Annotated in this window: 15 protein-coding genes; 11 read left to right on the top strand and 4 right to left on the bottom strand. The window is 57.4% G+C overall.

Annotated features, from left to right (window positions below; translation table 11 throughout):
- Positions 1–99: 99 nt before the first annotated feature.
- On the top strand, positions 100–846 hold the full coding sequence (locus V6W80_RS17615; protein WP_338544970.1) for an SDR family oxidoreductase: 747 nt from the start codon (positions 100–102) through the stop codon (positions 844–846).
- 81 nt (positions 847–927) lie between these two features.
- A complete protein-coding gene (locus tag V6W80_RS17610) occupies positions 928–1,185 on the top strand; it encodes a glutathione S-transferase family protein (RefSeq protein WP_338544969.1) in 258 nt (85 codons plus the stop codon).
- Between the two features lie 365 nt (positions 1,186–1,550).
- On the opposite strand, the gene V6W80_RS17605 is transcribed toward V6W80_RS17610, so the two are convergent.
- Positions 1,551–1,925, bottom strand: a complete 375-nt coding sequence (locus tag V6W80_RS17605; protein ID WP_338544968.1) for a winged helix-turn-helix transcriptional regulator — start codon at positions 1,923–1,925, stop codon at positions 1,551–1,553.
- A 171-nt stretch (positions 1,926–2,096) separates the two neighbouring features.
- Between V6W80_RS17605 and V6W80_RS17600 the strand changes: the two genes are divergently transcribed.
- A complete protein-coding gene (locus V6W80_RS17600) occupies positions 2,097–3,110 on the top strand; it encodes a zinc-dependent alcohol dehydrogenase family protein (protein WP_338544967.1) in 1,014 nt (337 codons plus the stop codon).
- Between the two features lie 455 nt (positions 3,111–3,565).
- Complete coding sequence (locus V6W80_RS17595) at positions 3,566–4,186, top strand: tyrosine-type recombinase/integrase (protein WP_338544966.1); 621 nt, start codon at positions 3,566–3,568, stop codon at positions 4,184–4,186.
- A 109-nt stretch (positions 4,187–4,295) separates the two neighbouring features.
- Here the strand turns inward: V6W80_RS17595 and V6W80_RS17590 are convergent, their stop codons facing one another.
- Together V6W80_RS17590 and gcvA are read right to left on the bottom strand one after the other, a co-directional pair.
- Positions 4,296–5,366 (bottom strand): MFS transporter, encoded by a 1,071-nt coding sequence (locus V6W80_RS17590; RefSeq protein WP_338547466.1) that lies wholly within the window; start codon positions 5,364–5,366, stop codon positions 4,296–4,298.
- A gap of 420 nt (positions 5,367–5,786) precedes the next feature.
- Complete coding sequence (gene gcvA, locus V6W80_RS17585; protein ID WP_338544965.1) at positions 5,787–6,698, bottom strand: transcriptional regulator GcvA; 912 nt, start codon at positions 6,696–6,698, stop codon at positions 5,787–5,789.
- Positions 6,699–6,868: 170 nt separating this feature from the next.
- On the opposite strand from gcvA, the gene V6W80_RS17580 reads away from it, so the two are divergent.
- From V6W80_RS17580 to V6W80_RS17550, 7 genes are all read left to right on the top strand, one after another.
- On the top strand, positions 6,869–7,642 hold the full coding sequence (locus tag V6W80_RS17580; RefSeq protein ID WP_338544964.1) for an SDR family NAD(P)-dependent oxidoreductase: 774 nt from the start codon (positions 6,869–6,871) through the stop codon (positions 7,640–7,642).
- Between the two features lie 96 nt (positions 7,643–7,738).
- Positions 7,739–8,086: a carboxymuconolactone decarboxylase family protein gene (locus tag V6W80_RS17575; RefSeq protein WP_229779227.1), complete on the top strand. Its 348-nt coding sequence runs from the start codon at positions 7,739–7,741 to the stop codon at positions 8,084–8,086.
- Between the two features lie 60 nt (positions 8,087–8,146).
- The gene (locus V6W80_RS17570) at positions 8,147–8,815 is read left to right on the top strand and encodes a cupin domain-containing protein (RefSeq protein WP_338544963.1); all 669 of its coding nucleotides are present in this window, start codon (positions 8,147–8,149) and stop codon (positions 8,813–8,815) included.
- Positions 8,812–9,963 (top strand): flavin monoamine oxidase family protein, encoded by a 1,152-nt coding sequence (locus tag V6W80_RS17565; RefSeq protein WP_338544962.1) that lies wholly within the window; start codon positions 8,812–8,814, stop codon positions 9,961–9,963. The genes V6W80_RS17570 and V6W80_RS17565 overlap by 4 nt, the downstream gene beginning before the upstream one ends.
- 208 nt (positions 9,964–10,171) lie before the next feature.
- Entirely contained in the window at positions 10,172–11,377 is a 1,206-nt protein-coding gene (locus V6W80_RS17560; RefSeq protein ID WP_338544961.1) for an MFS transporter, read from the top strand.
- Positions 11,378–11,416: 39 nt separating this feature from the next.
- On the top strand, positions 11,417–12,196 hold the full coding sequence (locus V6W80_RS17555) for an AraC family transcriptional regulator (RefSeq protein WP_338544960.1): 780 nt from the start codon (positions 11,417–11,419) through the stop codon (positions 12,194–12,196).
- 176 nt (positions 12,197–12,372) lie between these two features.
- The gene (locus tag V6W80_RS17550) at positions 12,373–14,475 is read left to right on the top strand and encodes a TonB-dependent siderophore receptor (protein ID WP_338544959.1); all 2,103 of its coding nucleotides are present in this window, start codon (positions 12,373–12,375) and stop codon (positions 14,473–14,475) included.
- A 557-nt stretch (positions 14,476–15,032) separates the two neighbouring features.
- On the opposite strand, the gene V6W80_RS17545 is transcribed toward V6W80_RS17550, so the two are convergent.
- Positions 15,033–16,979 carry a putative bifunctional diguanylate cyclase/phosphodiesterase gene (locus tag V6W80_RS17545; RefSeq protein ID WP_338544958.1) on the bottom strand — a complete coding sequence of 649 codons (1,947 nt, stop codon included), beginning with the start codon at positions 16,977–16,979 and terminating at the stop codon, positions 15,033–15,035.
- Positions 16,980–16,995 lie beyond the last annotated feature (16 nt).

The raw sequence follows: 16,995 nt of genomic DNA, 5'->3' as shown, positions 1-16,995 counted from the left end.
ACTTGCTGAGGCCATCTTATCAGCCTTGTAGTATAAATCCATCATTGCTCTCAGAGGGTCAGTCGTCCGACTGGCCGTCACAAATGAGAGGCAATTTACATGTCCCGTTTACAAGGCAAGCGCACGCTCATCACTGGCGGCACAAGTGGCATTGGTCTGGAGACCGCAACGCAGTTTCTCGCAGAAGGTGCGCGAGTGATCGTCACTGGTGTCAACCCTGAGTCAATTGCAAATGCCCAAGCTGTTTTAGGTAGCGAAGTTCTGGTGTTACGAGCTGACTCCGCCAGCATTACAGCTCAGAAGGAGCTGGCCCGAGCTGTTCAGTCTCATTACGGGCAACTCGATGTTGCCTTCCTTAACGCCGGCGTATCCGTCTGGATGCCAATCGAAGACTGGAGCGAGGAGATGTTTAACCGCTCCTTCGACATCAACGTCAAAGGGCCATACTTCCTCCTGCAAGCACTGCTGCCGGTCTTCTCCAACCCCGCATCGGTGGTTCTTAACACCTCGGTTAGTGCGCACCTGGGCGAAGCGCGTTCATCAGTTTACGCGGCAACGAAGGCTGCTTTTCTGAACATGTCGAAAACGCTCTCGAGCGAGCTTCTGCCACGTGGTGTTCGAGTAAATGCGGTCAGCCCAGGGCCGATCGATACGCCGCTATACGACAAGTTGGGTATTCCCGATGCCTACCGCGAGCAGATCAATAAGGATATTGCTGCGACCATCCCATTTGGACGTTTTGGCACGCCTAACGAAGTAGCTAAGGCGGTGCTGTACCTCGCGTCGGACGAGTCTCGTTGGACGATGGGAACAGAAATCATCGTCGATGGTGGTCGCTCGCTTTGACGAGCTAGGCACATCTTTGCGTCTGTACATCCCGCTTCCTGCCTGGAAGCGGAATCTGACGAAGTAATAGTGGATATACAAATGTCGCAATCTCAGCTCACGCTCGTTAGCCACGGGCTTTGCCCGTTTGTTCAGCGAGTAGCAATTATGCTCCTTGAAAAAGGGGTTCCATTTCAGCGCATCGAAGTCGATTTAAAGGTCAGGCCCGATTGGTTTATAACCCTCTCGCCAACAGGTAAAGTCCCACTCCTGAAGGTGCAAAAAGGCGACGAGAAAGCCAATGTGCTCTTCGAGAGCATGGCCATCCTGCAGCAAGCCAAGGCCATCCTGGTTAGCTAATGCGGGCATTTCGGTTTAGCCCAGGCCTCTGTCGCGGTGTTATCGAAAAGCCCTGCTCTCATTCCTTCTCTCTAAGCTCAGAGTCGTCTGATGGAATATCGGAGGTTGCTTAAATGGTCGAGGTGAATCCCTCAGTTTTCAGAAACCTTTAAGCCTCAAGATGGTACTCATCCGACTGTGAAATCTTCGCCAATTTTGACTACTGCAAAGGGCGGCTTCTGGCCGATTGTGGCTCGTTGCCACCGGTTGCAATCTGCCAGAAGGGGACGTCAACAAGCGACTGCTACCGATCCTTCACAGCCATTCAAATCCCAGTGCGAACGTTGGTAAGCAGCCTTTCATACGCAAGGGCCGAAAGGCCGGCATCATCCTTCCGGCGGTACTCCGCGACTGGCTTCGCACTTCAAGAAGGCCCAATCGATCAACGCCTCGATGGACGGCCCAAGCGCGAGCCCCAGCTCGCTTAGCGCATACTCCACCTTGGGTGGAACCTGCGGGTAGACCGTCCGCGTGATGATTCCGTTTTTCTCGAGCTCCTTAAGTTGCTGGATCAGCATCTTCTGGCTCACGCCCTCAACCCGCCTTTCCAGTTCTGAGAACCGCACCGGCGCCTTGGCTGCGAAGAGCTGGACGATGATGACCATTTTCCACTTGCCCTCAAGAACCCGTAGGGTCTCACTCGTCGCTGCCGCCCATACGAGCTGCTGCTGAGGGTCTTCGCATCGCCAATCTCGCCTCACTTAACTTACCTTTTGGTGGGTAACAAACCTATAGGTAGGTTCTTGCATGTACCTATAGCTACCGCTAATTTTGCCCCTAAATCAATCTTGCGGCTATAGCCCGAACGAGCTGATGCCCTTTTTTGCCCTCAGACCGAGGATGGCTAAGCCGAACCAGCGAGGACGATGACGATGAAAGTTGTTCGATGGACATCCGGCGACAAGCCGGGCCTGGAACTGCACGACGAGACCGTGCCGACGCCAGGACCTTATGATGTGCTGATTAAGGTTAAGGCGGCCTCCCTCAACTACCGCGACCAGGCCATCCTTGATGGCGAGTATGGCGGGCCGACCAAGTCGAACGGCACGCCCTTGTCGGATGGAGCGGGCGAGGTCGTCGCGATCGGTGAAGCCGTGACGCGCACGAAGGTGGGCGATCGCGTCAGTGCCTCATGCCACCCGCACTGGATCGGCGGACCCCCGCGTCCGGAGTATCAGCTCCACAGCCTCGGCATGACCAACGACGGTTGGCTGGCCGAGCAGATCTTGGTCCACGAGAACGCTATCGTTCACCTGCCGGACTACATGTCCTACGCCGAAGCAGCGTCTCTACCGTGCGCCGCTGTCACCGCCTGGACCGGGCTCAACCTGTCGTCGCCTCTACAAGCGGGTGAGACGGTGCTGATTCAAGGCACAGGGGGCGTTGCGCTCTTCTCGCTCCAAGTTGCCACGATGTTCGGCGCGAAAGTCCTCGCGATCACATCGTCCGATGAGAAGGCGGAACGTCTCAAGGCGCTAGGAGCCGCGGCCGTGGTCAACTACCGGACCCATCCCGACTGGGACAAGGAAATCCTCGCCCTCACCGACGGTCGAGGTGTCGACAAGACCATCGACATCGCAGGCGAGAAGACGATCGTGAAGTCGGCGGCGGCAACCCGCAAAGGCGGCGACATCTCACTGGTTGGCTTCACCAGCGGCTTCGGCGGTGGCCTTCCGCCGATCGATATTCTCGCGCGCGGGCTTCATGTGGCGGGAACGGCGATCGGGCCGAGGGCGAACTTCGAGGCACTGTTGCGGGCCATGGCACTGCACGAGGTGCATCCGGTCCTCGATCAGACCTTCCCGTTCGCGGACTACCAGGCAGCTTATCAGCGGCTAAAGAGCGGCAACCACGTCGGCAAGGTCGTGATCGGCGTGGCGAATTGAGTGATCGCCTTGTGAATAGATATGGGCCCGGGCGACGAACAATCCGGTTTAATCCACTTCAGATCCCGCGAAAACAATCCGCCGTGAATTTCTATTTACATCCACGAAAGCGTTTGATAGCCGTGTGATAACTTCATTCGGTAGCTCGCATAGCTACCTAGCAAATGCTCTTGCCCGCCCGTAGCTCCACGGTGCGGGCTTTTTTTGGCCTCAAACTCCGGTGATAAGCACACCTCTCGCACGTACTGCTGCAGCGCAGCTATCTGACTTCGGGCAGTGGTGGGCAGCTTACCAACGTACGTCGCTGGCATTTGGATGGATGTGAAGGATCGGTAGCAGTCACTTGTCTATCTCCGCTTTTGGCCGTTTCCGCCTCGGCGGCCGGATGATGGGTCGGATAGCTCCGTCCCATGGTCTGGCCCATGCTTGTACTCCCTCACTGAGGAGAACAAGCCATGAAAGCGATAGCAGTCGTTAGCTACGAGCCTTGGAACAAGGGAAAGCTCGTTGGTCAGAAAGCCCCGCTCCGGATTAGGGATATCTGGGCCATCCGCGTCAGACTCCAGCTTGCGGATAAAACCAGGGACTTGGCTCTTTTTGACCTGGCAATCGATAGCAAGCTGCGCGCCTGCGACCTCACCAGGCTGCGCGTGCGAGACATAGCCCACGGGGAGCACGTCTCACCGAGAGCTATCGTGATGCAGCTAAAAACTCATCGTCCGGTGCAGTTTGAGATCACAGAGCAGACACGCTCAGCGGTGGAGGCTTGGATACGCCATGCCAAGCTTCGAAGCGAGAACTTCCTGTTCCCAAGTAGACTTGCCCACTCCGAGCATATTTCCACCCGGCAGTACGCACGGATCGTCAAAGCCTGGGTGACAGCGATTGGTTTAGATCCAGCTTTGTACGGAACCCATACCCTGCGGCGGACCAAGGCGTCGCTGATCTACCGCAGGACAAAGAACCTCAGGGCCGTACAGCTCCTACTGGGCCATACGAAGCTGGAAAGCACTGTCAGGTACCTTGGCATCGAGGTAGACGACGCGCTGGAGATGGCCGAACAGACAGAGGTATAGCCGCATGACCTGGCGACGGCTGCGAGGCCGTCGCTATCCGGCCATTAGCTGCCTATCGGCTCGGCCTTAAAGCTGGGTTATTGCTCAGAAGCCGGGCCTACTTACGGAGCTATTCCACGTAGCCCTTACGACCGGCCAGGAACGCGAAAATCATTACGCCGGCGCTAGCGACGAGCATCAGGCTTAGCAGTCCTACCCAGCTATCACTTGCCATGTGGAGCATGCCCACTGCCAGTTGGCCAAGGCCTGCCACAGCGTAACCAACAAACTGTGCCATGCCGGAGAGGCGTGCAGCCTGGTCCGGCGTACGGGTGCGAAGCCCGAACAGAGAAATACTCATCACCATCGAGACGCCTGCCCCTAGGCCGAGTAGTACGATCCACACAAGGGGCCATTCTGGCTTCAGGATCAGACCAGTCGCACCTGCAACCATCACAAGCCCGCAGCCCAATCCCATCCAGGCCTGATCTGCCATCCGACGAAGCGCCGGCCCCGTAACAATGTTTGCGAAGGTCGAAACGGCTTGGTAAACCATCAGGAGCAGGCCAGCCATCGCAGGCGAGAAGTCGTTTGAGGCGGTAGCGGCTGTATACCAGTCAATGACGCAGTAGAAGACGACAGAGTGCAGCGCGAAGAAGGCTGCAACCTGCCAACCCTTGAAGCTTACCCATGGTGACTTCGCTGGCGAGCCGATGCTCGGTTTAGCTTGGCTGGACTGTTGGCGATTTCGCAACTGAGGCAGCCAGAGCAGCAAGGCGGCCAGAGCAGGCAGAGCCCAGCAGCCGATGGACCAACGCCAGTCCAGACCAGGGATGAGGGAGATCGGGACGGACACGCCGGTTGCTAGGCCAGCCAGAATCGCCATGGATGCGACGTACAACCCGATGACACTTGGCCCACTTTCTCCAAACCGCTGTTTCACATAGCCGGGCAGCAGTACGTTGCAGATGGCAATGCCAGAGCTGAGAAGCGCTGTACCAACCCAGATCGAGCCGTGAATGGGCAGCGATCGAAAAATTGTGCCTATGGAGATCAGCACGAGAGCAAACCCGATACCTCGCGCAATACCCAGCGTGCGTCCCAAGCCGGGCGCTACGAGCGATATCACAGCAAAGAAGATCAGGGGTAGAGCATGGAGTAGCCCGGCAGCACTGGCGTTGAGACTAAGTGCATGCTGCACGTCCAGTAGCACTGGTCCGAGGCTGGTGATAGGTGCTCTTAGCGTGGCAGCCAGAAGGAGAATGCTGGCTAAAAGTAATAGCCCGCCTCGCTTGGTAGATCTTGAAGCTTGAGTCGATGAGATAGACACAGGGACCTCTTTTCTTCATGCGAGCGCGACCGCTAGCACTACTAGGGATGTGCCAAACTCAGAGTTCACCTGCACGATTTAAGCGTTGGAGATCCAGCCTCAATGGGGGATCACAACGCAGGCCTTAACGGCAGTGGTAGCCAGCAACAAAATTGCTGCTTGGGGAAAACACCACTACGAGGGGAAACTTCGAATGAAGTCGATCTGAATTATATCTACCTCCCAAGGCCCGAGTAACTGCACGGCGCCATTGTGTGTAGCTATCACGCCAGCGTTGGACGTGCCAGAGCTTTAGCTTGCGACAACACTGAATAGCCAGTCGCGAAATGCCTTCAGCCTCGGGAGGCTCGAGCATTCCTCCCGATACACCACGTAATAGGCCAGGTCAGACTCAAAGCTGATATCGGGATACAACCGCACAAGCCGGCCTGCTGCCAGATCGTCACGAGCCATAACGCTGCGCGCAAGCGCTACACCTTGCCCATCGATTGCCGCCTGCAACACCGCCGCGGAGTTGTTGATCTTCATCCCTCGGGCAGTGGCCACATCGGCCAAGCCAGCTTTTTGAAGCCATGTATCCCATGTGGGGAATCCGGAGTGCCTATCCATCGACAGATCGTGGATGAGCGTTTCTGACCTCAAGCTCTCCAAGGTGGTTAAGCGAGAGGATCCACTCAAGAGGCTGGGTGAGCACACCGGGTATACCTCTTCCTCCATCAGCTTCTCGGCAAGCAAGCCGGGCCAGTTGCCGTTCCCATAGCGCACGCCGATATCGACCCGCTGGGTTACGAAGTCCACAGGCCGCAGGTTTGTATCCAGGCGAACGTCGGTGTCCGGCCATGCGCTGTGGAAGCTGTCGATCCTGGGCAGCAGCCATTTGGCGGCAAATGCCGGACTCACAGTGACGGTGAGCATTCCGTTAGCGGAGCTTTCTTTCAGCCGTTCTAGGCCGAGCGTAAGCCGGTCGAAACCAGCACGTATATCTGGTAGCGCCAGCTCTGCGGCTTCGGTTGGTACCAGGCGTATGCGACCGCTAGGGGCTCGATGGAACAGCGGCGTACCAAGCCAGTCTTCCAAGGTTCGAACTAGCTGTCCAACTGCCGCCGGAGTCACATTCAGCTCTTCCGCTGCAGCAGAAAAGCTTTGGTGCCTGGCGCTGGCTTCGAACGCTCGTAGTGCGTTCAAGTGAACTGGAGTAGTCATATCAGTAAAGATTTTCTTTAGATTATGAACACTTTATCTCGTTTGTCGACGGTGTCGGAAGAGCTGAACATTTGGCTCAAGGCAACGGTGGCAAGAACCGAACTCCGCCCTTGCTGCAATTCTTCCGCAACCGGCACTCGCCCAGGGCGAGTGCCCATAGGGGTCTTCAAATGAGCAATGAGTTCAAAGGCAAAAAGCTTCTCGTCGTCGGTGGTACCAGTGGTATGGGCTTGGAAACTGCTCGCCTGGTCCTTCAGCAAGGTGGAAGCGTAGTCATCGTTGGCAGCCGCCAGGAGAAAACTGAGGAAGCTCGCAAAGAGCTGTCCGCTATCGGGCAAGTTACTGCCCTGACCGCAGACCTGACTACCGATGCAGGCCTGACCGGACTGGTTGAGACCATTGCCAAACAGCACGCAGATATAGATCTGCTGGTTAACGCTGCCGGCGTCTTCTTCCCCAAACCGTTCCTGGAGCATCAGGACGCAGACTACGACCAGTACATGCAGTTGAACAAAGCAACCTTCTTCATCACTCAGAAGGTTGCTGCCAATCTGGTTGAGGCTGGCCGTGCCGGCGTCATCGTGAACATCGGCTCCATGTGGGCTAAGCAAGCAATTGCCGCCACTCCGTCCTCTGCGTACTCGATGGCGAAGGCCGCGCTGCATTCGCTGACTCAGCACCTTGCGATGGAGCTGGCATCGAAGAATATTCGCGTGAACGCGGTCTCTCCAGCGGTAGTGCAGACCCCGATCTATGAAGGCTTCATTCCCAAAGCAGAGGTCCATAGCGCCCTGCAGGGTTTCAACAGCTTCCACCCAATCGGGCGTGTGGGCACGCCGGTAGATGTCGCCGAGGTCGTTGCCTTCCTGCTTTCGGAGAAAGCTAGCTGGGTCACCGGTGCCATTTGGGATGTGGACGGCGGCGTGATGGCGGGCCGGAACTAAGTTTCGCACCAACCTCAACCTGAACATGGGGGCGTACTTCTCGCCCCCATCGTGGGTGTGCGCCATCCACCCCCCCCCCCCACACATGGAATCAAGATGATGATGAATGACTGGAATGCCTATCGCGAAGCGCTGCTGGGCAGAGTTGGTGACCTTGCCAAGCAAAGTCCTGACGTAGTCCGCGGTCTCACCACAATCGATGGTGCAGCTGCGAAGACTGGGCATCTCGAGCCTAAAATTCACGAGCTGATCGCGCTGGCGGTCGCCGTAACCACCCGCTGCGATGGGTGCATATCCGTCCATACGAAGAAGGCGGTCGAGCACGGAGCAACGCTGCCGGAGATCACCGAGGCTCTGGGGGTGGCGATTGCTCTCAACGCGGGCGCGGCTCTGACGTATTCGGCCCGAGTGATTGAAGCTCACGCTCAACTCGCTACTTCGTAATCCAAGATTGAAGGCCCACTCACAGCCGGCCTTTCTTCGTTTTCTCCAAGGGAATCAATCATGCTTATCAACGCTGACTTCTCCCGCAAAGTCACAGTCCTGCCCCAGGACTACCAGTGGGTAGCCTCACCGCAGCCAGGTGTAGAGCGTGTAATACTCGATAGGCTAGGTGGTGAGCGCGCTCGCGCGACAAGCATCGTGCGATACGCATCTGATTCCTACTTTCCCCAGCATGCACACCCCGGCGGAGAGGAAATTTTTGTTGTGTCCGGAACGTTCTCCGAAGGTGATGAGGACTGCCCGGCAGGCTACTACCTGCGCAATCCGCCAGGTTCCACTCACCAACCGTTCAGTCGCAATGGTGCCGTCATCTTCGTCAAGCTTTGGCAGATGGAGGCAGGTGAACAAACTCGGGGCCGCATTAATACGCGCGATCCAGCGACATGGGTGAAGCAAGCCGGCCGGGAGATTTGCCCACTACACAGAAGCAGAACCGAGCTGGTGTGTTTGCAGCGATTAGCCTCGGTAGAGCCATTGTTTTCTGAGGCAGTAGATGGGGCCGAGATTCTGGTACTCACCGGTTGCCTTACCGAGAGAAACAGCACCTACGAGCGCGGCAGCTGGATACGCTTGCCGGAAGGTTACTACCCCGAATTCAAGGCCGGTACTGTGGGGGCCGAGATCTATCTTAGAATTGGTCGCCCTGCGGGCCTGGATGAACCAGCATGACCCAGAAAACCGCACGCATAGCGATCGTTGGCGGGGGCTTGAGTGGGCTGTACGCCGCATATGCATTGGAAGCGCAAGGCATCAGCGATTATGTGGTACTCGAGGCACGGTCTGTTCTGGGGGGGCGAATCGTTTCCATACCGGCGGCCAAAACCAAGATTTCGGAGTCGCCCAGCTCCAATTCCGCTATGGACAAATTTGATCTTGGACCATCGTGGTTCTGGCCAGACCTTCAGCCTCAGCTGCATCGATTGGTCCAGGAGTTGCGGCTTCCTTACTACCAACAATACGAAAGCGGCAGCATGCTGCTTGAGCAGTATGCCGCTAAGCCATCCGTTGCAATGTCCGGCTACGAATCCTCGCCTGCATCGATGAGGCTGGAGGGAGGGATGGCAGCCTTAATCACAGCTCTACGGAGCTATGTAAACGCCCACAGAGTGCACAGTGGCCAGACGGTTAAACGCTTGAGTTTTGAGGGGGATCAGGTAGCGGTGACCTGCGAGGCCTCCTCAGGACAAACCACCATCTGGAACGTTGAGCATGTACTCCTTGCTTTGCCGCCTCGGCTAGCTATTTCCAGCATTACGTTCACCCCTGAGTTGCCGGAAGATATCTGTGCTTCATGGCGAGCGACCAGCACCTGGATGGCTCCCCATGCCAAATACTTTGCCGTCTACGACACACCGTTCTGGCGTGAACAGGGGTTATCAGGACAGGCGCGTAGTCGGGTCGGCCCAATGGGTGAGATCCATGACGCCTCAATACCTGATGGTAAGGGGGCGCTGTTTGGCTTCCTGGGAGTTCCAGCATCCACCCGAAGAAACCTCCCAGAAAGCCAATTGAGGGCGCTGTGTAGAGCGCAGCTCGGCCGTATGTTCGGCGAGACGGCAATCAAGCCGCAGGAGGAATTCTACAAGGACTGGGCACTAGAGGCCTATACAGCTACGGCTTTGGATATCAACGGGCCCGCCTTGCATGCAGATGCACCAATAGCAGTGCTGAAGTCAGGTCTCTGGGCCAACAAAATTACCGGTATCGCCAGTGAGTGGTCACGGCAATTCCCTGGGTACCTCGCAGGTGCTATCGAGGCGGCCGCTTTTGGAGTTAAAGCATTCCAGAAGCAAGGGGCCGGACCTCTAGTCATATGAGGCCAATACGGCTCGCGACGACTGCTTTGCCGCTGATCTGGTCGAAAGCAGACCAATCTCTGCGTACGCCTGAAATGCCGCTAATGCAAATTACTATCATATTGTCAGATTGGCGTTATTAGGCGGCATCGTAGCTGAATTTACATAGTTACTCAGCCGATAAAATGGCGGCGTGTAGTAGTTCTTTCAGCAAATAGCGGGAGATATCGTGAGCCATTCCACCCCACAAACCCATATTTCTACCCAGCCAGGCACGTTGGCGAATCAGGCAGCTCATCTGAGCGGCGGAAAGCGCGCTACCCGGCTGGCCTTCTTCATCGCCGGTTTTGGCCTGTCCTGCTGGGCGCCACTTGTCCCCTTTGCCCAACAGCGTATGAATGCTGACTCGGCGATGCTGGGAACAATCCTGCTTTGCCTAGGCCTTGGCGCTGTGATTGGTATGCCGCTGGCCGGCATGCTGTCCGGCCGGATCGGAACCAAGCCGGTTATCACTGCAGGGGCTATCGGCCTGGCCATTGCGCTGCCGCTGCTTGCCATCCTCTCCACCCCAATCACGCTTGGCCTTTGCCTCCTGCTGTTTGGTGCCTCCCTGGGTGCTATCGATGTGGCAGCCAACATCCATGGAATTGAGGTTCAGGACGTTGCTAAGGCGCCGCTCATGTCCGGCTTCCATGGCATGTACAGCATCGGAGGGCTTGTCGGTGCAGGAGGAATGGCGCTGATCATTGCGTCGGGTCTGAATGTGGCCACTTCAGCGCTTGTGGCCACGGCGGTCATCATCGCCTGTATCGCCACAGCATTTTCGGGCTTCTTCACCACTCGGTCGGCCAACAACCATGCAATGTTTGTCATCCCCAAAGGCAAGGTTCTGCTGATTGGATTGCTGACTCTGCTTATCTTCCTGGGCGAGGGCGCGATGCTCGACTGGTCTGCTCTGTTGCTGACGAAGGAAAAGCAGGTTGATGTGGCTCTGTCCGGATCGGCATACGCAGTGTTTGCGTTCGCCATGACCATCAGCCGACTGATCGGTGATCGCGTAGTGGCGCGCATCGGCGACCGTCTGATGTTGCTCGGTGGTTTTTTGCTGACCGGCCTGGGAATCGCGCTGGTGGCCTATTTCGATTCGCTTCCGATCATTCTGGCTAGCATCGCCCTAGCAGGTCTGGCGGCAGGCAACGTGGTACCTGTCCTGTTCACCATCGCAGGGCAGCAACGCAGCATGCCAGCCTCTCAAGCCATCGCCGCCACCAGCATCCTCGGCTACATGGGCGTGCTCCTTGGTCCAGCGTTGGTGGGCTATGTAGCCCACTTCATTGGACTGATTCTGGCGTTCCTCACACTGGCGGTACTGATGGTGCTTGCGATGGCTGTAGTTTCGGCCGTGCCTTTCCAGCGCTCCAGCGAACACAAATAAGAGAAACGAAAGATGCCAACATCTAGCCGACCTCAGCCAATGCCTGTCACTTTCAAACATGATGACCCGGATGAGGCTAAAGCTCAGATTGTTGGCATTACTGAGAACTGGCAACCTGGCAGCCTCGACCTGCATTGCCATACGCGCCATCAGCTGATGTATTCGATCAAGGGTGTAATGAACGTCGTTACGCCTTCAGGTCGGTGGGTACTTCCTCCATCCAGAGCAATCTGGATATCTGGAGGGGTACAGCACGCATTCATCGCTAAACGACCTGTCGATCTACACGCGCTCTACATCGACCCCGTCATGGCAGATCTGCCGAAGTGGGAGGATTGCGTCGTGGTGAATGTCACGCCCCTGGTGAGAGAGCTGGTCGCCAGTACCGTTGCTCTTCCTTGGGACTATCCGGCGAACTCTCCTGCAGGAAGGCTTACCAGGGTACTGCTTGAGCAATTGGTCGATCTGCCACAGGCACCTGTCAATTTGCCGGAGCCCGAAGATCCAAGGGCAAAGAGAGCGGTCGCAATGCTTCGGGCAGACCCTACAACCAGATACTCGTTGCAGGAGCTTGCTTCAGCATCAGCAGCCAGTGCACGTACGCTCGAACGTATCTTCCATGCCGATACGGGTATGTCGTTCAGTGAGTGGCGCCATCGCTTGCGCCTTCTGATGGCGCTTGAACTGCTGGCCGATGATGTTTCTGTCAACAGCGTGGCCAGCGCAGTCGGTTACAGCAATCCATCGAGCTTCATCGCCGCGTTCCGCTCCCTGTTTGGAATGACGCCTGGAAACTACTTCCGACACAACGGCAGATGAGTCCCATTCTCGAAATGACGGATCGCCATTATTCATTGGCGCTCTTTGGGTACTAGACCCAATCCCCACTGAGGATAATTGCCAGATCATTAGAGGGCAGCTTCGGCCAGGTGGGTGTAATGCGTCGTATTGCGATTTGTGGAGGTGTTTTGGCGGCTGTCTGTTTGGAGCCAGTAATGGCAGCGCAGACGCTGGAAAACCAGGAGCAAGCAGTAGCAGAAGCCCTAGAGCTCGATGCTCTGACGATATCTGGTGAGGCTTCAGCCTCTGTTGAAACGGAAGGCTCCGGCTCCTACACCACTGGCAAAACTAGCGCGGCTACAAAGCTTCCGCTATCGCTGAGAGACACACCCCAGTCCGTCACCGTGATGACCCGTCAGCACATGGATGACCAGAAACTCCGGTCAGTGAAAGACGTTCTGGAGAACACAACGGGGATGTCAGCGAACACTCTGGATTACCGCTCGACCTATTACGCACGCGGGTTCTCGGTGGACAGCTATCAGTTCGACGGCATTCCAACAACCTTCGTGAATGGCGCCAATTACCTAGACACGGCGTTCTATGATCGAGTGGAGGTTGTTCGTGGGAGCACGGGCCTGCTCACTGGTGCGGGGAACCCTTCTGCGTCGATCAACATGGTTCGCAAGCGTCCCACCTATGACTTCCAAGGGGAGGTATCCGTAGATGCAGGCTCTTGGGACAACTACCGCAGCACCGTAGACCTTTCGACACCTCTGACCGAAGACGGTCGCATACGAGCCCGGGTGGTTGGCGTTCGTCAGGACTCCCATTCCTACGTCGACGGTTTCACTGAGGACAAGAACGCCTTCTACGGGATTGTCGAAGCGGATCTCACCGACGACACCACGCTTGGAGTTGGCTACGACTACCAGGAGATCATGCCTCGTGGAATGCTCTGGGGTGGCCTGCCGATGTTCTACAGCGACGGTAGTCGCACCGACTGGTCCCGCTCAAAGAGCCTCGCTGCCGACTGGAGCAAGTGGGACAACACATTGAGCACCGCCTTTACCAGCCTTGAGCATCGCTTCGACAATGGCTGGAGTCTCCGTGGAGTGTTCAACCAGGGCCGCACACACAGTGAAAGCGAGTTGTTCGGGCCCGAGGGTTATCCCGACAAAGCGAGCGGCATACAGCAAGTAAACGCATTGGCTAGCCGCTCCCAGGCTCGTCAGAACAGCGTCGACGTCATGGCTTCGGGCCCATTTGCACTGTTTGGGCGTGATCACGAACTAGTCGTCGGCGCCATGGAGTCTCGCCGCGTTTCGGATGAGAAGAGCACTAGCCATCTTATCCGTAAGACAACGCTTGCCCCGATCGACGATGTGTACAACTACAACGGCAACTACCCGAAACCAGATTTCGACGCTGCTGGGTATGACAGCCTCACCAACAACACGATTAAGCAAAGCGGAGTATACGTAGCCAGCCGCTTCAGTCTGGCTGACCCCCTGACGATGGTTGTTGGTGGTCGACTCAACGACTACAGCTACGAGAGCGACACCTCGGTCGTTTCCATCAAGAAGAACGACAAATTCATCCCCTACGTCGGTCTGGTGTACGACCTCGATAAGGTCTACTCGGTTTATGCCAGCCACACGGGAATCTTCAATCCGCAAACCCAGCGGGATCTTAACGGTGACGTACTCCAACCTACCGAAGGAACCACCAACGAGGTAGGGATCAAGGCGGCGTACTTCGGCGGAAAGCTCAACTCTTCGCTGGCGTTCTTTGAAACCAAGCAGGACAACGTCGCGCAGCAGGATCCTGATAATCGGACGCCAGAGGGTGGAACGGCTTATGTAGCCGCAAGCGGTACAAAAAGTCGTGGTTTCGATCTCGATCTGCAGGGGGAAATTACCCCCAGCTGGAACATGTTCGCCGGCATCTCCCACTTCACCGCAACCGACGGAGAAGGAGCACGCCTTAGCACCGCAATTCCCAGAACCACAGCGAAGCTCTTCACCACCTACCAGCTATCCGGCGCTCTCTCTCGTCTGACTGTTGGTGGCGGTGTGAATTGGCAAAGCCAGTTCTATCAAGAAGGAAGCAGCCCCCTGGGCACGGTCAAGATGGCTCAGGAGTCGTATGCCTTGGCGTCATTGATGGCGCGCTACGACTTGACCGAGCAAACGACCTTGTCGATGAACGTGAACAACCTTTTCGACAAGGAGTACTACCAGATGGTCGGCTTCTACAGCCAGGCCGTGTACGGAGCTCCGCGCAACCTGCTGTTCTCGCTGAGCTACAAGCTGTGACCCTGGCAGGGTCTTGCTAAAAATCCTGACAGAGGCATTGAGATGATCCGCAAATGTGGCGTTAAAGCATTTGCCCAGATCGCTGTACTACTTGGAGCACGCTAAATAGCTGTCGCCCATGCGGTTGAGATCACGCACAAGCAGGGCAGTCTTGATGTGCCATTCGATCCGAAACCTACTTTGATATTTCATCCCGCCGCCCTGGACACGCTCGATACGCTTGGTATGGATGTACAGGGTGTCGGTGAGGACAACTTTCTGCTGCTTTTCCTGCTGCAGCTGATCTTGCGATTTTGGTCGGTAGCGGCCGTTGGTCGACGTCCGCTTCTGGACGATTGCTGCTCTCTAGCAACGTCCGCTATGGGTCGGTAGCGGTCGCTTGTCGACATGCGCTTCTTGCCGCCAGCGACCACGGAATGATCAAAATGAAGTGGCATGAGTGCCTACGTAAACCAAGGCGAAAAGGTGTTGCAGGATTACGGTTGTGAACGGACTTGGCTGAACCAAAGGTCGCTGCTTGGACAAGAGCTCGCGTCGCACCTGATACCCCCTACGAGTCAAACCGCCAACACCTCAGCCAAATGCTCCCCTTCCAACCAACCCCTAATATCACTCGCCCGCATCGGCTTGGCGAACAGATAACCCTGCGCCCTTGTACAGCCAAGATTCTTCAACGCACCCAGTTCTGCCGCGGTTTCCACCCCCTCCACGATGCATTCCAGCTGCATGTCTTGGCACAAGGCGATCAGGGATTTGACGATCTTGAAGCTAGCCGGGTCGAGGTGGAGGTTGGTGACGAAGGTGCGGTCCACCTTGAGTTTGGTCAGGGGTAGCGCGTGGATCTGGCTCAGGCTGGAATAGCCGGTGCCGAAGTCGTCGAGGGAGATGCCGCAGCCCAGTTCGCGAAAGCGGCTGATGACGCGTTGGGTCTGGGGCAGGTCCTGGATGGATGCGGTTTCGGTGATTTCCAGGTCGAGGCAGGCCGGGTCGAAAGGGCTGCGCTTGATCAGTTCGACGATCTGCTGGGCGGCGTCTTCCGAGCCGCAGTCGTGGGCGGAGAGGTTGAAGGCCAGGCGGATGCCCGTGGGCCAGTGCACGGCCGCGTTCAGGGCCTTGCTCAGCAGGGGCAGGGTGAGGCGATTGACCATGCCGACGCGCTCGGCGGTGGCGATGAAATCGCCCGGTGGCACGTTGCCCAGCTCCGGGCTTTCCCAGCGCGCCAGGGCCTCGAAGGCCACGGTCTGCTTGCTGTGGATGTCCACGATGGGCTGGAAGACCATGTAGAACTCGCGCTCCAGGTCAGCCCGGCGCAGGGCCTGTTCGGTCAGGCCTTCGCGATTGAGTTGCTGGCGATGGGCGGTGCTGAACAGGCAGGCTGTGCCGGGGCGGTGGCGCTTGCTCTGGTACAGGGCGTAGTCGGCATGCTCATAGACGTCCGTGGCGGAAAAGGCCTGGTCCGGAAAGGTCGCGATGCCCAGCGAGCCACTGATCTGGATGGGCATGTCCACCAGCAGGAACGGCTCGCGCAGGCTGGCGCAGACCTTTTCGCCAAAGGTCCGCAGCTGCTCGTCGTTCAAGACCCGGGTGATGATCAGGCTGAATTCGTCGCCGCCCAGGCGGGCCAGGTGGACGTCCTCGTCGAGCAGTCCGCTCAGGCGCTGGCCGACCTGATAGAGCAGCCGGTCGCCCACGCTATGGCCATAGATGTCGTTGACCGGCTTGAAGCCGTCCAGGTCGATCAGGCCCACGGCGAGACGGGTTCCCTGGGCGCGCGCATCGGCCAGCAGGCTATCGAGGCGGGTGAAGAACTGCCGCCGATTGGCCAGGCCGGTCAGGCTGTCCTGGTTGGCGAGCTTGAGGTTTTCCTCGCTGAGTTTCGCCGTCTGCGCCTGCATGTTCACCAGGCGGGTGAAGTCGCCGTACTGCGCCTTGAGGATGACCAGCATGGCGATGGACACCAGCAGGACGTCGATCGCCGTGGCCACGAAGGTGCTGATGGTGGTGGAGGCGAAGAACACCACGAAGGCGGTGTTGACCACGGCGGTGGTGGCCAGGGCCGCGGGCAGCAGGTGCATCATGCAGAAGATGCAGCCGATCACGGTGATCGCCATGTAGAAGCCCACATGCGCCTGGGTATAGCTGTCGCCATAGGGAAACAGCGCCAGCGACCAGGCGGTGAAGGCCGAGGCCACGATGGGCGCGAGCATGTTGGTGCGCTTCAAGGCCGTGAGCATCTGCGTCGGACTGCGCGGCCGATTGCGCGTGCGGACCCATTCGGCCGCCCGGATCACGCCGAAGAGGGTCATGATCAACGGGCAATACAGCGTCAGCCAGCGTGGCGCGACGGCATAGTGGGTGCCGGCCAGCATCAGGGTGTTGGTCAGCAGGATGAAGTACATCATCGGCAGCTGGCGCGACAGCGCAAGGTATTGCGCCTTGACCAGGCCAGGATTGTCCTTGGCCACGGACATCAGGGCGCGCACGCCGAGCAGGAGTCTCTTCATCGGGCAAGGCTCTGAA

Source organism: Pseudomonas benzopyrenica, assembly GCF_036884265.1.
Taxonomy (GTDB): domain Bacteria; phylum Pseudomonadota; class Gammaproteobacteria; order Pseudomonadales; family Pseudomonadaceae; genus Chryseomonas; species Chryseomonas benzopyrenica.
This window is presented reverse-complemented; position numbering and strand designations above follow the sequence as displayed.